Raw genomic sequence first — 16,614 nt, 5'->3', positions numbered from 1 at the left:
AATCCAAGCATACCTCTCGCCTTCCAAAAAAAAACATAGATATTTTCATTGCTGGGTGAAAATATGGTTCATCCTTCAGGAATCTCGGAAGGTATATTTTACGTGTAACTGCAAGGAAGATTAGCAATCAAAAGAAATCACACACATTAGTAAAAAAGGAGAGAAAACATGGGTTATAAATTGATTACGGTCCATGCGGGGCACAACGCATTTGTTCCGGGAGCATCCGGATGCGGGTACAAAGAACATGAAGTCGCCAGAGAATTTGCAGCCATGCTCATAGATGCCTTCCAACAAGCGGGGCAAGCCGTTGCCTGCACTACGGACGACATGGGGAAGACGCAGAATGAGAACCTGACCAACATCGTCCGCAATTGTAACAGCTACAATAAAGAGGGAAGATTAGACATTTCCTTGCATCTTAACGCGGCCGCACCAACGGCTACAGGGGCAGAAGTTCTGTATTACGATCAACAATCCTTGTCCGCAAGCGTTAGCAGGGCAATCTCCGAGACGGTTGGAATTAGAGACAGAGGAGCTAAGGAACGAAAGGAGCTTCGGGTGCTCAATTCCACTAACGCTCCGGCCATATTAATAGAGCTCGCTTTTATCACGAATCCTGACGATATGCGGAAGCTTCTGAAAAATAAACATAATGTCATTTCTTCCATCGTGAAGACAGTAACTGGCCAAGAGGTGCCTGTGTCCTCCGGCAAAAAGAAAATCGTTACAGGCGGATTGAGTGTAGCCGCTATTCATGAGCTCTCTCAGATGTTCCTGGAGAAGAGATTTTGGGCACAGATTCAGTTTTTAAATAATGGCACTTCTTATGCGGTTACAGGAGCGTTAAGCGGTGAAAATTTGGCGCGTGCGGAGAAATGGTTCCAAGATCACGGGTGGAGCTATGAATTGAGAGACGCGTAAATCGGGAGGAGGAATCGATATGGAGATTACTGATGGTATTATCGTGGCCGTCATTGTCGGATTAGTGGAAATAGCAAAAGGGCTCGGCCTGCCGATTCGTCTGGCTCCGGTACTTTCCATTATCCTTGGTATCGCGGCCGGCGTTGTATATCTCGCTCCAGGCGATTTGAAAATGGGCGTCATGTATGGAATTGTCTCTGGCCTCACCTCCTGCGGATTGTACAGCACGGGGAAAAGCGCCTTAAGGAAATAAAAATATAGAGTTGAGCCGCAAGCTTAGGCCTGCGGTTTTTTTGCGAGGAATAGGGTCGAAATAGCATAGAAATTTTCACCTATTTAATGAAAATATCGATGTTTTTCAGATAATTCTTTTAAATGTGAATGGAGTGTTACTCGCCTGCATCTTCACTTCTGAACAAAAAACGGGACGTTCAGGAATGAAACCTGAAACGGCCCGTCTTAATGAAGCAAAGCGAGGTAAAAAAATTCGGATTTCCTCTTATACTTTAAAGCTGGAGAGTTGAGAGCGAAGATCGGCAGCCATTTGAGTCAGTTCTCCGGTGGATGCAGAGATTACTTGCATCGAAGCGAGTTGCTCTTGTGTCGCCGCAGAAATATTTTGGGAACGGGAAGAAGAAAGTATAGCGGAATGATTCACCGATTGAACCGTATTTTGGATTGCCTCCGCGTCCAGTGTCATTTTATTTACTGAAGAGATTACCTTTTCAATATGGATAGCTACTTCTTCTACCGATTCCTTGATCCCCTCGAAAAGTTGTCCTGCATCGCCAACGGCGTTCACCCCGGCTATCACCTCATTTTTTGTCCTTTGCATTGACTGCACCGCCTGGGATGCTTCATCCTGTATCGCGTGAATTAAGCTGCCGATTTTATCCGCTGACTGAGAAGACTGTTCAGCAAGCTTACGTACTTCGTTAGCTACAACCATATAGCTGTGTCCTCTTTCCCCTGCCCGGGCAGCCTCAATTGTAGCGTTTAAAGCCAGCAGATTTGTTTGTTCTCCAATGTCTTTAATCAAGTCCATGATTTGAGCAATCTCGCTAGAGCGTCTATTTAAACCTTGAATGGTATGTTCGAGGTTCGAGATAACTCTATGTATCGATTGCATCTGATTTACTGCAAACTCAATCGCTTTATTCCCCTCCGTTGATTTATGGGATGCGTTCGTTACGGCTTCGTTAACGGAGGCAACTTGAGTCGTGATTATTACATCCGTATCTTGTACCATCTGATTCAAACTCTTTGCGGCCTGATCCACCAGTTGCACCTGGTGTTCCGCACCTTCCGCTATTTCCTGTACATTTTGTGCAATGTGTTCACTTGCTGAACTCGTCTGAGATACGCTTTCGTTAAGCTGCTCGGTAAATGACGCTATCTGTTGCGATGTTTGTGCAATATGTTTTGTAAACCCGTTCACCTTATTGAGCATATGATCAATGGCATCTGAAGTTTGGCCGATTTCATCTGAAAAAGGATAATCAATCTTCTGGGTAAAATCCCCTTCTTCGGCCTTTTTCATGACTTCGCTCACTTTTTTGAGCGGCTTGACAATGATTCTGGTAAACGCGATACCCATGAGAGCTCCAATTATCATAAGGAGGATGGTTACGCCTAGAAGCAAACTTCTAGTGGTGACTGCTTGTTTCGAGCTTACATCACTTAATTGCTCGGCCAATTTAACATTCAATTCATTTACAGAATCAACAAGATCATCCATTTCTTTTAATATAGCGAGTCCTTTTGTCTGGATATAATCATAAGCTTCTTGGCTCTTATTCTCTCTTGACAGTCCTAAGGCGTGTGTTACGGCCTCCAAGTATTCAGGATATATACTGAGCATTGAGTTAATGAGGACTTCCTCGTCAGGAGATAAGTTCGTTTCTTGATAAGCAGCAAGATTTTTTCTGTTTTTTTCAACTGCATCCATAACATTTTTTTCTATATCTATCCTTTTTTGATAATCACTCTCGAGTATGTCTTGTAAAATTTGGGTATGTATAAACTGATTTAAAGACGAATAACTACCCAATATAATGGAAGGTACCAATCGGTCATTAATGATTTCTTCCGTGTTTTTCGTTAACGAATTCAAGACACTGATACTGATGATGTTGGAAATAGCGACAAATAGAATTAATGTGGCCACCAATAGTGACAACTTTTTTCCCGCCGAGATATTTCTCAGTTTATTAATCATTCAGTTCCACCTCGTTGTTGAAATAACTTGCTTCAAACGTTGAAAAGCTTTTAAGAGCTATCCCCCTTCTTCCCTCTTTCATTAAATCAACTTAAGTCAATAGTTACATAGATTATTATTTTAATTTATTTGATTTTACGTACATTATCTTTTTTTGGCATTAAAGTAGAGAATAAATATACAAAATTACTTTTTAATTTACAGTTCCATAGTAATCATTTTTTTGGAAAGAGCACTTTGGTTTATTTGAAGGTCAGACATTAATGCATCTATTTGCTGCTTAAGCTGTTTTACGATCGCTATTTTTATTGTTGAAATATCATCCTCTACACAAAAGGCTGAACACGATAGATGTCCATCGGAATAGTATTTTGTGTCGCCAATAACCACATTTATTTTCTCCTTGTAGATTCTTTTTACCATTCCATTCGGTGCTTTAATTTCAAGGTATCTTTTCGTCTCAATCAATAACTTCCATTCGCAAATTTGAAACTGAAGCTCGCCTCTATTAAGCTCACCGATCACTTGAAATAAAATAGACTGATTATTCACACGACTATTCATACTACGATGTTCCTTCCTCATTAATTTTTCGCTAATTCAGGCACAAGTAAGATACTTGCGGGTTTGAATTGCCATTTAGAAATAAGGAGCGCTTCTCCTCTTCCCCATTTCGTAAAGTATGTTAACATCTATAGGTAACAATAAAATATTGAAAAATAACATTTATCAGCAGAAAATGTGTAACTATATAATGGGAGATAATATAGATGAAATGACGGAAGGGGATACGTGCGAAGAGTAAAGAAAAAACGGGATCGTTTTACCCGCAGTTACAATGATCAGACTCCCGTTTTAATGCATCTTGAATAATAGTAATATCATAGCTGGATGGTATCGGGTCTATATGGATGATAGGAATGTTATTGGGCAGCAGAGTATAACTTTGCTGATTGGTTGTCACTATGATATCTATCTTTTTAGTTGAGGCTAGATATTTCATCTCATGGGCATGATTTGTCGTAACAATTTTGATTCGTCCGCAGATAGTTTCAAGCAGCTTCAACTTCACATATCTCATAACACCGATTTCACTTACATACAGTAATATTGCTTTTTCTTTCTGCTGCATACTATACCCTAGCTTGCTGGCCACAAAGAACATCGTAATGTCTGCAACATCATCATCCCTAATGGATTCTGCATAATTAAAGTAGTGGTGCATGGCCTCATGGACTGACTTAAAAAGACTGAATTCACTATCTTTGATTTTGATAGTCTTTTGGTTAGCATTGCTGTGAATTCCGGTAATCCATCTTATACTTGCGTATTTATAATAGTCATATAATTGTTGAAACAAAATGGGGTCGTCGGAAAAAGGCACCCGTGTTTTTTCTTCTATATATTGAATCACTTTAGTAACAGTCTCCATATGACACTGCTCGAGCATTTCATTAATAAGAGTCTTCGTGCTGCCTGCCATCTTCCCCTCAATTCGTGGTACGCCAAGTATCAGAGCCGCTCCATATTGTAATTCATGAGGGCTTGCCCTTATATGCAGTTTTTTTAGATGTTCTTCAATCATTGGAATAATCCATCGAAATGAATCACTGGATTCGTAAAAAACTGTTGGATAAACAAATTTTGTAATGTGCTGTTTCTTTAAAAGGCGACTTTTCCAGATACACCATACAATCGGAAGTTGGATATAGGAAGTGTCAGAAAACTTAAATCTCCCTTTTTGTTCAATTGATTCCATAAGAGTACATATCGATTTTAAAGTATCCTGTTGTATCCAAGCCGTACAGTTTTTATTCAGATAATAGTCAAAATAAAATTGTCGTAAATGAAACTCATTTCCATGAATTTTCACGGGTTTTGTACCTAATTTTAGGTGGTATTTTTTCAACTCATGTTTTAATATCTTTATAATTTTACTGACTGTACTGACACTATAAAATAATTTTTGGCTGAGTTCTGTCAATGTACACCCTGACTCATTATGAATGAGATATGCTATTAGATTTTGAACTCTATCTGTTTCATTTAGTAACTGTTTAAAGGGTACAATAGGTTGGTTAGAGGGACGATTGATATGAACCCCCTTGCCCCTCCGGCTTTCAATAAACCAAGTATCCGGTAAAAAAGACTTTAGTATTTCAAGATCATTTCTTATCGTACTAACAGAACAACCCAGCATCGCAGCTAATTGTTGGGTTGTAATCCAACTGTCATGCTCCACCAAATATTGGTATAAAGCAACAAGTCGATCTGTAGCTTTCACTTCCATTCACCTCTGATGCGTTCCGTACTCACTGCCTTCTTTTGGATATACGATTAAGGAGCGTAAACCAACTTTCATTATGGTCTATTCCAACAGAGCTGTTCATAGACAAAAAGTACTAAAATTTATACTTTAGTACATGAACATATATTTATATTATATAAAAAGTACTATATAAGTTTATTTTTTACCAAAATAAGAATGTTGTATTGGTTACTTATAACTAAGACCTATATACCAACTCTTGATCGCCACCTACTATTTTTGGGCATAAAGAGAAAGGGGGTGTCTCACAGGCACTGCAAAATGATGGAGATGACGAGGTAACAGAGAATGTGGATGCGGGAAAAACGGCGGCGCGCAAACCGGTGGAAGATGGATGAAGCAGTGAAATGCTACATGATGTTCATCGATTTTTATCTTTTATCGAATGGATAGTCAGAAATTGATGCCGTTTTGCAGGATTCCCTGTAACGGAGTACACGTCATTAAGCAAAGCTGCAGTTTTGCAGTTTTCGGCGAGTCGAGCTTTGGGATCAGGGGGGCTCTGCAGCCCTGTCATGGCATCACTTGCGGCAGCGTATTGGCGCACCAATGACTATAGTACATGTGATAGCTTCCGTTTCGAACGACAATCAGATTTGCCCGGTGACCCAGGCTTTCCCTTCCTATGCTTTGGAACACATTGTTCAAACGAACCTATTTCTTATAGCCCCCAATCAGTGCTACACTGGTAGAATAACAGCATTGATATAGACAGAGATGGGAGCAGAGACCTGACATGAGTTACAACATTGTATTTTTTGACATCGATGGCACATTGGTCAATGAAGAGAAGCAGGTGCCGCAAGACACCGTTGAGGCGATCGCGGAATTGAAAACGAACGGGGTTGAACCCGTCATAGCCACGGGGCGCGCCCCCTACTTTTTTAAGCCGCTTGCCGAGCAGCTTCAGATTGAGTCTTTTGTCAGCTTGAATGGGGCCTATGTCGTGTACAAAGGTGAGCCCCTCTATCAGCGCCCGCTTCCGCGAGAAAGTGTGGCGAAGCTTGTGGAATTGGCGGGGCGCAATCGTCACCCCCTTGTGTTTGAAGGCAGCGAGCAATTTTACGCGAATGCCGAAACCCATCCCTTCGTCGTGGAATCCATCGATTCCCTTCGCGTCGAGCGGCCGGGTTATGATCCCGAGTTCTGGCGCGAAGCCGATATTTATCAAGTATTCCTGCATTGCGAAGCGCAGGACGAGCATTTATATGAAAATGTGTTCGATGATCTTCGCATGATCCGCTGGCACTCCAAAGCGATCGACGTCCTGATCAAGGGCGGCTCCAAGGCCGTCGGCATCCATGCCATGCTGGAGCGATTGAGCCTGGCTCCGGAGAATGCCGTCGCATTCGGCGATGGACTCAATGACATGGAGATGCTCCAGCAGGCAGGTCTCGGCATCGCGATGGGCAATTCTCACCCGGAACTGCTGCCTTATGCCGATTACGTTACCTCTTCAGTAGATGAAGGCGGCATCCGCCAAGGACTGCGGCATGCCGGGCTAATTGATTGAGCTAACTAACGAGGGGTAGCGGGCTGTGGCTCGGCTGCCCCTCCGTAAAAAGCTCCTGCCAATAAGCGAAGCATAACGGACTGCTCCGACCATCTCGCCACATGAGGGCGAATCGCAACCTGCCATGCCGGAATAACGATACGATCTCCCTCTACAATCTCCTCTGTCGACTTCGACGTTAGCAACTAGACAGTACATCTAACTTATCGTCAATTCAGCGCCTTTTCAAGACATATCTTGGAATACGCTTGCGGAGGAATTATGTTTCATAAACATTTGCCGGCCTGTCATCCTCCTGCAATAAGTCATCCAATACTTTATAAGCCTCTTCCAAATGGCGGGCATATAATGCCTCGTCTTCGCCACGGAGCAACTGATCATCCCAGCTCCATTGTTGCCTTTCTTTTATTCTGTCCCTATACTCTTTCCAATAACTTTTGATGCGCTCTTTATCAAGGACCTTCAAAAATCCTTCCAGGCGAGGCACGCGATGCTTGGTATGACCGAATGTCGTTTCAAAATTGATAAAAAGATAATACATAAAATAATCAAAGCCTTTTTCGTTTACTTTTGGACTAAAACATGTGTGAAAAAGGTAGTTATTCATCGACTTATTGATGCCTTGCCCGTCTCTATCTCCTTCTATATTGTAGTAGCCGCAAGGTATGCCGCTGCTGTAGATCGTGCTCCCCAATTGATAAATCATAAAATTCAGCAATTTAGATTTCCAGCTTTGAAGTTTATGGCGTAAATCCGCAGCCGTCATTTGCGATGCAAGATAACCGTAAGATCGGCCGCAAATCTCTTCTGCAGTCAGCCCCATCACTTCATCAAAAAGATTGATTTGCTTGTCCATATATCTATTTTTAAATACCTGGAATATATATTGGGAGATTTCGCGCATCTCTCCGATAACGATCTCGGTGACAGTTCCTTCCGTGGGGTTATGCGGCCCGCCGTGCTTGGACAGCGCCCTTGACAGATTAAACATATCCCCGCCCCTGTCCGCGCAGCAGCATAAGCGGAAGATTAATAAATCGCGCAGCCCAAGAAGCCCTCTCTCCCGCTTGGCCAGGTTCTCCAATACCCCGTCATGCCTATGCCGCTTTTCGCCAAAAATCCATTCCGCAATTTGAACGACATTCCTGTCGCTGTTATTCCAATGCTGCCCTTCTCCGTCCGTCCACCCGATTTTATCCAATAATTTCGCAATGAAAAAAATAAGCGTAAAGCTTCGAAAGCCGACGTTCATTTTGGGAATCTCGAGACTTGAATATTGCGGTAAAGAATTCAGGGCATAAGAAATGATTTCTTTTGCTTTTTCAGGCGTATATTCACTGTGTGGTGAATTAATGAGAATCCGCCAAATTTTTTCATGATTGGCCTCGCCGCTGGTGAAGGCAAACTCTTCACGCTGCAGCACCTCGGTAATGCTTGTTCGATGTAACATCTCATTTTTTAGATTGACATAAAATTTATACTGCTGGGTGGGGGCTGGACGGGATACTCTAATGATGAGATTTAAGTACTGTTCCAGATTCCTGCCGCCGGGACTCCACTTTGATCCATTAAAGCAAGCATAGGAAGTGAATTGCTCCTGAGAAATATGTCTCGCCGATCCCAGTCTTTGCTTGGCATCAAACACTTTATTTAAAATAAACCGTTGATGTTCAGTCAGACCTTCCAGGTATGCCGTATACTTCGTGGAGTTTTTATAGACATCATCTTCGCTATCCGAATCATCGTCTGCCGGATAGTCATCATCATATTTTCGAATAAGCGAAAAAAAGCCTCGTTTCCCCTGCGCCTCCGTATTGTATATTTTTCTGAAAATATTCGGGTAATGGATGTAGATGATCAGCAGATGAATCAGATCATGCTTATCAAAATCCGAGTTTGAGAAATCCAACTGTTCAAGCTCAAGCAAGAGCATGGTATTGATGAGTCTTTTTAGTTTTCTTGCATCGCCTATAAAAGGAATATACAAATCAAACTCCTTGGAATGAAAGATATCTTTGAGCCCCTCAACGGCTTTGGCGACCAATTCGGGATTGCTTAGCAGATTCCTGGCTAATGATTTATCGGTGTTTTCCGTAAAATATTTCAACAATAACTTATGATCAATGTACAAGCTCGTTTTGATGTTGATAAACTTTTCCAGGAACTCATTCATTTTTTCCGTATCTAATTTTTGCTGCTCGAGTGCCGTAAGATTCTCGGTGTCATAACAGAGCACATAAGATAAATTGGGAAGAAGAAAGGATTTCTTAACGACGAACAGGATCTCTTTGATATTGGAAAAGGTTAAACGGTCCAAATCATCCACCACAATCACGATTTTTTTATCGATGCTTCGGAGGACCATTCCTAGCCTTTCAAATATGTTGTCAATGGAGGACTTGTCGAAAGGCAGCCCAAAGTGAAAGCCCATAAGGGAAAAAGATAGCTTCGAATCACTTATCAGTTTTATGTACTTGGCCATAAGAGTTTCCAGTTCCGGGGCGAAAAGGTTCTCTTTTATCACCTTCAACAGGCCATCCGTAAATTTCTCCATTAGGTTATCGCTGTTCTCAAATCGAAGCGGATCAAATGGGTAGACGATAATTTTATCATTGTAGTGTTGGTCCCAATGTTCTTTGCACAAATTGACGAAGGTCGATTTCCCGGTTCCCCAGGGCGCATCGATGCCGAACACCAAGCTTTCCGGCGAACCTTGGTTATATACCCTCTCGGCAAATCTCACGGCCAGTTCAAAAAATTCGAACGCGTCATCCTCTCTAGTCCGTCCTTCTTGATCACTGATGAAGCTCGAATCTCTCGTGCTCCTTGTCATCCGTTTCATCTGCCGCCCTCTCACCTTTATTGCCGCGAAGAACGCAAGGGGAAGCGAGAACAGCACGGTCATCTGCGGCCAAGCCAGCGCCCCAACCCAATTACGGAGATATCCTATTCCTATCCCGCCAATGAAGAACATCGAAAGCACGCCAGCAGCGAAAACGATAAGGAGATCAGTTCTCCTGCTCCTCATTATGAACCTGGCGTTTCTCCAGACCTCTCTTTTTCGTTTAAGCAAGCAGGCCGCCAGGATGGGAACATACAGCGCGCCCATCATCCAGAACCAGGCTTCCATTTGATGATGAATGGAGCTGCTGTAGAAACTGAAAATAACTTCGATACACCCAAGTACAATTTCCGCGAGTACAGCACCAAATAAAAATAATTTACATAGCAGGTAATAGTTTATTTTCATAAATTCACGCTTGTGGTTTGTTTCTAGCATCTTCGCCTCCTCCGCCATCCCTTTATTCGCGCCAACGATAGTTTCCTTTTCGTATTAAGTCTAATATCCAATTAGGAATTTTATGACATATAAATGAGATATCTGAATTTTTTCCCAAATGCCTGCAAGCCGAAGACGAGATATGAACGGCGGGAACATGAACATATCATGCGAAGTGTCTGCTTAGGTGCTTATACCCTTGATTATGAACTAAATTAACGATAAATTTCGCAGCATAAGAGAATCAATATAATCTTAGAGGAGGTTGTGCTCGCGGATCTGGCTTGGATTTGGAAGTCCGCCTTTTTGGTTATTGCGGGCATGGCGCTTCTTCGGATTGCAGGCAGAAAATCGCTCTCGCACAAATGAGCGTAGCCACGACTGTTATCATGATTTCGATTGGGACGACTATCGTTCAACCGATTGCCAACAACCAACTCTGGAAAGCGATTGGTTCAGCTGCAATTTTCATCGTAACGCTCTTACACATTGAATATTTACAATTAAAATCTGACTGGTTCGAAAAGCTTATGAGCGGGGAGATCTATAGTTGTGATTGAGAATGGGGAAATCAATCAAAAGAATCTGCATACGATCCGAATGACAGTGGATCAACTGGAGATACGTCTAAGGCAAGAGGGAATCGCGAATATCAGTGATGTTAAAATTGCGACATTAGAGCCAAATGGCCAACTCGGGTACGAATTCATGAGGCACGCCAAACCGGTAACCGTCGGAAAGTTAGAGCGCCTTCTTGGCATAACATCAGGAACTCCAACGGGACAAGGCCTCCTTTTCCAAGAAGTAAGCCAAAACCGTCATCCGAATCCAATCGACCCCCAAGCTTCAGTAAAATGCGATGAGTATCGAGCTCTTACACGCCAGAAGAACCATCAAAAGCCATCGATCCAAAGGTTACTCTGGTGTCTCAACCGCAACTGATATTCCTTCCCGTCTCCTTACGGCCAGTATCCCCGTCCTTCTGGTGAGATCGATCGATGTTCTAGGTTGATTCCTTATGACCAATATCCCCGTCTTTCAGACGTCACTACTCATGCCTACAACCCGCTCGTTCTGGGAACCGTGGTTCAAGACGAAAACGAGGACTTGTCCAACCTGCGTCATGGGGATAACGAACGTAAGATGCAGAAAGAGCTATGTTCAACCTGTTCCCTGGTTTGACATAGCGGGAATGGCGATATTCCTGCTTCCACAGTGCAATAAAAAAGGGGCTATCCCATAAGGATATGCTCCCCTACGGTAGACAGGTGAAATAATAAAACCTGTGTAAGGGGAGCATATCAAAGTAGTTTCTAGCTGCGGTGAGACAGCCCTCTTACTTCTTCATGCTCGCCTTGCCGAAACCTGCAAAAATGCAGTTTTCCCCTATGACGTTTATCTCGTTACAGGAGTTCCTGCAAAACGGCAGGAATTTCAGCCCTGCCTAGGGATTAAAAGAAAAAATCAGCGAAAATAATGTACTATTGCACTAGCGTTGCATCGAGCGGTTAGTTCATAATCTAATTTCAATTAACATCAATATATGATATATATTTACATTTGCGATGTCCGCGCTAAGTCTAAAAAAGTCGAGCTGGAAACAGACCCTACGCGTTATCCATTATATGTAAAAATCGTTTTCGTTTGTCATTACGTCACAATCAGTCTCGGTTTCATCGACTTTGTTGCCTTTTTCGGACGTCTCCCATTTCGCTTTGGTCGACCTCTAGATGTTCGAGTCGGCTTGCGGTTGAGTGCAGCGATCAAATTTTCCCATGGTTTTTCCGCATAGATGCGAATCAACTGGAGGAGGTCCCATGTCGACTTTTTACAGTCCAGTGTTAATTTAATCAGCAAACAGAGAGCATACGCGATTAAAGCAATATACATTTGGTTCCAAATCGCTTCGGCCGTATAACCGTGGGGTTTTACCAATCGAATATGCTGCTTGACCCATTTAAAAAACAACTCAATATGCCAGCGATTTCGATAAATCTCGGCAATTTGATGTGCGGATAAGTCAAATCGATTCGTTACAATTCGATAGGTACGCCCTTGGTCATCCTTAAACTCAATCAAACGCAGAACCGCTGGCAGCTCCGGCATCGTCACATCAGCATCAAGGATAAACCCATTCTGCCTTTTGGGGAGGTCTCTTTTTCTGATGATCGTTAACCGGCTCTTTTGCTTGACGCGGCAAACAAATTTAATCTTATCCTCTACCCATTTCTGAAAATGGTCGTATACCTGGTATCCTCGGTCCATCACGTAGGTCGCATCTTTATCCACTGTAAATTCCAACACGACTTCATGATCGGCTACATCTTTGGTTGAAGCGACGATCTTGTCTGGATACATCGTTTTGGAGTCCGCAACGACCAAGGAGGTGTGCATCTTCACGCCATGGCTACTTTTGGAACAATAGGACCATTTCGCGAGAATGGGAGGTAGTGTAATTCCCGATGAATCGATTAGCTTGAGTTTCCCAATACCAGGCGTAATGCCGCGTTTCCCTTTTGTAAGTTGCTTGATTCGATCAATGAGCGAGAAAAAGAGCGTCTGAAGATACTCCATAGGCAGCCGTTTCAGCTTCCGCGATAGTTGAGAAGCGCTTATGCTCTTGAGACCCAGAAGATCTTGAAATTCAGGATTAGCCGCTACATGCTCTGACATGACTTTGTATGAGTCTCGTTGCTGAAGCTGTGCCTCTACAAATAAGAGTGTCGAAGAGCCGACAAACAGCTTTTGGGCCCGGTAATCCAATGACTCGTGTCGAGTAGAATGGACATGTAACCATTTTAGGCATTGACAAATGACGTTATGATTCGGTACGTTATCCATAAGAAATCTCCTTTGTTGAGGCGTTTTATGGATAACGTTAGGGTAACTCAACAATAGGAGATTTCTTTATTTTTGTCCATGAATATAGTTCAATAAGTTACAAATATAGAGACTTATGGGATAGAAATTTTCGTAAAAAGATTGATGCAACGCTAGTGGTACTTTTGCAGGAATCTCATCAAATTGCGACTCAATTAGCGTAAATTGCTGCATTCACGCAGGATTTCACTGCCTGTTCCCTCTTTCGCCGCTTTGCCCGCCGTTATAATCTCTGTTGTCCCGTCTTGCCCCGCATTCTTGCCCGCATCCTCCTTGTGCGCTGTCTATGGGACAGTCCCCTTTTATTTAGCCACTTACATCTTGAATGCGTGTCCTTCCATCCTTATGTGACACATAACTATGTAATATCATTCCCAGCATGATGATGAACATCCCGCACCAAGATATAATAGTAGGAAGCGGAGAAGCCAATAACACGATTTCTCCGATTACGGCAAAAAGCACTTCCATCGATTGAGTCGCTTCCACAGCGGCCAGCTTTGGCATATCCCCTCTGACCATATCAGTAGCTTGGAAAAATAATACCGTCGCGATGACCCCTGAGAAAACAGCGACAAGTACAGATTGTATCGTTTGTTCTTTGCTTGGCGCTCCCTCCACAACAAAACCATACAAGGACAGTAAAAACCAGAATGGCAGGCTGGCCAAGGTCATTCCGAGTACCCGCTGATAAGCATCCACACGCTCTCCGCATATCTCCATCATTTTGCGGTTGCCGAGCGGATAAGCAAATGAAGCGACGACTACAGGTATAATTCCCAATAAAATATCTTTTGCCGCAAGATATTGGGCTTGCTCCACCTGCATAAGCATAATGCCAAGAAGAATGACAAGGGACATAACCAACCCTTTGATCGGGATTTTGCTTCTTTTTTTCAGAAGTCCATCTGGTGTTTGAATGGTCTCTGTGAACAGCGGAGCCAATAAAGAACCTGATATGATCGTCATTTGCCAAGTCCCGGCAATCATCCATCCCGGCGCATGCGCGGCCGCAAAGCATAAGGGAGCATAGAAGAGGCCAAACCCGACAAAGCTCCACAAAAACCATGTCCCAGGATTTTCTCTCATCACTTGCCATAACGGCCGCAGCTTCTTCCTGCTCACCACAATAAGCAGCAGGAATGGAACCATAAATATAAATCGCAGCGAAACGCTCCATACCCAGCTTCCGCCTGATAGTTCCATGGCACGATTCAGTATAAAGGTAAACGCAAAAAAGAAAGCCGCACAAATCCCTAACAAAATAGGACGCAGTTTACCTGCTTCAATCTGTTTCATAAATGAGTATCTCTCCCCAAGACTTAACCAGTTCTGTTCCACAAGACGGGCTGCTGCTTTTAGCCGCAAGTAAAGCCTTATGGGTGAATTCCAATTCTTCTATATCGGACTCTTGGATTAACGGAACCGCCAAACGAGAAGCCAAAGCATGTAAAGCGGCTGCCACCGGAAATGCATGCTTCGCCTCCTCCAGATGTAATGGCGCAACGCAAGTAACTGAACCCGAAATCGACTCAATAAGTCCTTCATCCTCAAGACGCTTCAATGCCTCCCGTACCGGAGTGCGGCTAATTCCGACTATTTCGGCCAACTCCTTGTCGTGCAACCGCTGCTCAGGCTGTAATTCCAGATTAACAAATATTAGTTTAACGCACAACGGTTTCAAAAAGAAAAAAAGCTGCGTACTCTTGGTTCATTCTGCTATCCCTATTCATCCGTTCCGTCCATGTCTTCTCTTGAAGAAATCGGAAAAGTTCCTTCCATATAATCATTCATCAGCCCTCTAATCCAGGGCGTAACGGCATTTTTCTGCACAGCCTCTCCGATCAAACCGAAATCATGGAAGAATCGGGCGCGCTGATTACTTTTCTTTCCCATGTTTTATCAAAGATAAGAACGTTTCGATGGCTTTTTTCTTATATCGGCCAATCGATACTGCCTTCATGTTCAGGAATGCCATTTTTAATATAACCGAGAAAATACCCTTGAATTTGGTCCGACAAATGCCGCGCTTCTTCCATGCTCATATTTTCTAGCATCGGGGCATTGTCCCATTTCTCGAAATTTCCGAATACAAACGGCAATTCAATGCAATGGCAACCTAACAAATAAGGGGCCAGTGATGGATAATTGAACTGGAATACATAAGTGTGACTGCCGGTATCATGGAAAGAGGCCATGAACTCATAGGTTGGATCAGTAAAGAGTGCATTCGAAAATACCTCTACCAGGTCGAAGTAGTTCTCTTGTCTCTACATTCAGATCGATGCAAAAAGGCTCCCAGATTTTCCAGTAGCAAATGAGACAATTCCAGTGAATCGTGTTTCGTTAGCGCTTGTATGCCGCCCGGAAAACTAAATAATGCGGTGCGCTTAAACATGCCTTTCACTTCTTCAACATGCCATTAAGGCCACGGCATACCACGCGCCAGCCGATTGTCCGGCGATCGTGAGTTGGTCAGGGTCGCCGCCAAAAAACGCAATGTTTTTCCTTACCCAATGCAATGCAGCGATTAAATCTTTGAGTCCAAGGTTGCCCTCCGATATGCCGGGCAAGAATAGATTTCCTAGAGCCCCTAACCGGTAATTGACGGTAACAACGACGACATCTCCCCGTGAAGCCAAGTCGCTTCCGTTATACCAAAGCAGGGAACCGCCGCCTGACAACCACCCTCCGCCATGAATCCACAACACAACGGGCCGTTTTTCACTAGTACCATATGTTTAAAGTGAAGGAATCCTCCTTTTGATTCCGTTCTTCTTTGGAACCCACAACAGCCGCCAGCCGGCTTGGGATTGGGGAAACACGGATCCCGGCGTGGCCGCATCTCTTGGACCGCTCCATGCAACGGGTTCTCCAACGGGCATAAATCTTCCTTGATCAGCACCATATGGAATATTATAAAAGGCGAACACCTTATTTCCCTCGATTCCGACTAACTCGCCTTGTTCACAGTTCACCATCATCATCTTCTTTTCCATTACAATTTCCCACCTATCTTGCGTTATCTGTTTCACGAAATATCGGACGAAATAACATCTCTAAAGCTATGGCTAAATCTACATCATCCACATTTTTGGTCGTTTTGCTTAGCATCTGCACGCCTCGTTCATACATGACCAGCTCATACGCATGCTCTCGAATGCGCACGCAGGGGCTGAGATCGCCGAGATCGTCTTGTTGAAAAGGCTGTGTCACCATTTTCTCATAGGAGTCATCATAGATGGACGTTAGCCGCAGCAGGCGGATAATGCTGGCCGTAATTTCCCGTTCCGTATGCATCATGGATCAGTGCTCCCCCTTCGCCGTATTGTTGCAGGAAGCGGCTATACCCGTCGGGAAAAGCGGCCCGCATGTCTTGCTCGGCCTGCCGAATTACGCCGGAAGGAACGGGACTCAGCCGTTGAGATACGACTATACATGTTCGAACCGCCTTTTTATGGAAGTCTTTT

General features: G+C 43.5%; 14 protein-coding genes and 2 pseudogenes. 5 read left to right on the top strand and 11 right to left on the bottom strand.

The genetic code is table 11. The features are described 5' to 3' along the window. Positions 1 to 168 precede the first annotated feature (168 nt). Both OCY70_RS07235 and OCY70_RS07230 read left to right on the top strand, forming a co-directional pair. Entirely contained in the window at positions 169 to 924 is a 756-nt protein-coding gene (locus tag OCY70_RS07235) for an N-acetylmuramoyl-L-alanine amidase (protein ID WP_213431110.1), read from the top strand. A 19-nt stretch (positions 925 to 943) separates the two neighbouring features. Further along, the gene (locus tag OCY70_RS07230) at positions 944 to 1,177 is read left to right on the top strand and encodes a transposase (RefSeq protein ID WP_213431111.1); all 234 of its coding nucleotides are present in this window, start codon (positions 944 to 946) and stop codon (positions 1,175 to 1,177) included. A 246-nt stretch (positions 1,178 to 1,423) separates the two neighbouring features. On the opposite strand, the gene OCY70_RS07225 is transcribed toward OCY70_RS07230, so the two are convergent. The 3 genes from OCY70_RS07225 to OCY70_RS07215 all read right to left on the bottom strand — a co-directional run bounded on the left by OCY70_RS07225 (position 1,424) and on the right by OCY70_RS07215 (position 5,426). After that, the gene (locus OCY70_RS07225) at positions 1,424 to 3,142 is read right to left on the bottom strand and encodes a methyl-accepting chemotaxis protein (protein ID WP_213431112.1); all 1,719 of its coding nucleotides are present in this window, start codon (positions 3,140 to 3,142) and stop codon (positions 1,424 to 1,426) included. 198 nt (positions 3,143 to 3,340) lie between these two features. Next, a complete protein-coding gene (locus OCY70_RS07220; RefSeq protein WP_213431113.1) occupies positions 3,341 to 3,706 on the bottom strand; it encodes a hypothetical protein in 366 nt (121 codons plus the stop codon). A gap of 259 nt (positions 3,707 to 3,965) precedes the next feature. Further along, the gene (locus OCY70_RS07215; protein ID WP_213431114.1) at positions 3,966 to 5,426 is read right to left on the bottom strand and encodes a BglG family transcription antiterminator; all 1,461 of its coding nucleotides are present in this window, start codon (positions 5,424 to 5,426) and stop codon (positions 3,966 to 3,968) included. A gap of 781 nt (positions 5,427 to 6,207) precedes the next feature. Here OCY70_RS07215 and OCY70_RS07210 point away from each other — a divergent pair. After that, positions 6,208 to 6,984: a Cof-type HAD-IIB family hydrolase gene (locus tag OCY70_RS07210; RefSeq protein ID WP_213431225.1), complete on the top strand. Its 777-nt coding sequence runs from the start codon at positions 6,208 to 6,210 to the stop codon at positions 6,982 to 6,984. A gap of 259 nt (positions 6,985 to 7,243) precedes the next feature. Here OCY70_RS07210 and OCY70_RS07205 read toward each other — a convergent pair whose 3' ends face one another. Further along, complete coding sequence (locus tag OCY70_RS07205) at positions 7,244 to 10,264, bottom strand: KAP family P-loop NTPase fold protein (RefSeq protein WP_261944680.1); 3,021 nt, start codon at positions 10,262 to 10,264, stop codon at positions 7,244 to 7,246. A 284-nt stretch (positions 10,265 to 10,548) separates the two neighbouring features. On the opposite strand from OCY70_RS07205, the gene OCY70_RS07200 reads away from it, so the two are divergent. Together OCY70_RS07200 and OCY70_RS07195 are read left to right on the top strand one after the other, a co-directional pair. Further along, a complete protein-coding gene (locus OCY70_RS07200) occupies positions 10,549 to 10,824 on the top strand; it encodes a hypothetical protein (RefSeq protein WP_249725657.1) in 276 nt (91 codons plus the stop codon). Continuing rightward, positions 10,817 to 11,206: a YetF domain-containing protein gene (locus OCY70_RS07195; protein ID WP_249725658.1), complete on the top strand. Its 390-nt coding sequence runs from the start codon at positions 10,817 to 10,819 to the stop codon at positions 11,204 to 11,206. Before OCY70_RS07200 ends, OCY70_RS07195 begins: the two co-directional genes overlap by 8 nt. A 708-nt stretch (positions 11,207 to 11,914) precedes the next feature. Here OCY70_RS07195 and OCY70_RS07190 read toward each other — a convergent pair. From OCY70_RS07190 to OCY70_RS07170, 7 genes and pseudogenes are all read right to left on the bottom strand, one after another. Beyond that, complete coding sequence (locus tag OCY70_RS07190) at positions 11,915 to 13,105, bottom strand: IS4 family transposase (protein WP_261944552.1); 1,191 nt, start codon at positions 13,103 to 13,105, stop codon at positions 11,915 to 11,917. A 345-nt stretch (positions 13,106 to 13,450) separates the two neighbouring features. Beyond that, complete coding sequence (locus OCY70_RS07185) at positions 13,451 to 14,443, bottom strand: DMT family transporter (protein ID WP_213426959.1); 993 nt, start codon at positions 14,441 to 14,443, stop codon at positions 13,451 to 13,453. A 67-nt stretch (positions 14,444 to 14,510) separates the two neighbouring features. After that, positions 14,511 to 14,828 (bottom strand): annotated as a pseudogene (locus OCY70_RS07180) (GntR family transcriptional regulator); the annotation flags it as partial. Between the two features lie 250 nt (positions 14,829 to 15,078). Beyond that, positions 15,079 to 15,393 (bottom strand): carboxylesterase family protein, encoded by a 315-nt coding sequence (locus tag OCY70_RS36025; protein ID WP_213426960.1) that lies wholly within the window; start codon positions 15,391 to 15,393, stop codon positions 15,079 to 15,081. A gap of 162 nt (positions 15,394 to 15,555) precedes the next feature. Continuing rightward, positions 15,556 to 15,861 (bottom strand): annotated as a pseudogene (locus tag OCY70_RS36020) (carboxylesterase family protein); the annotation flags it as partial. Positions 15,862 to 15,885: 24 nt separating this feature from the next. Then, positions 15,886 to 16,143 (bottom strand): carboxylesterase family protein, encoded by a 258-nt coding sequence (locus OCY70_RS07175; protein WP_213426901.1) that lies wholly within the window; start codon positions 16,141 to 16,143, stop codon positions 15,886 to 15,888. 13 nt (positions 16,144 to 16,156) lie between these two features. Further along, positions 16,157 to 16,447 carry an Imm63 family immunity protein gene (locus tag OCY70_RS07170; RefSeq protein ID WP_249724644.1) on the bottom strand — a complete coding sequence of 97 codons (291 nt, stop codon included), beginning with the start codon at positions 16,445 to 16,447 and terminating at the stop codon, positions 16,157 to 16,159. Positions 16,448 to 16,614: the final 167 nt, after the last annotated feature.

Origin of the sequence: Paenibacillus melissococcoides (assembly GCA_944800085.1) — a bacterium.
Classification (GTDB): domain Bacteria; phylum Bacillota; class Bacilli; order Paenibacillales; family Paenibacillaceae; genus Paenibacillus_B; species Paenibacillus_B melissococcoides.
This window is presented reverse-complemented; position numbering and strand designations above follow the sequence as displayed.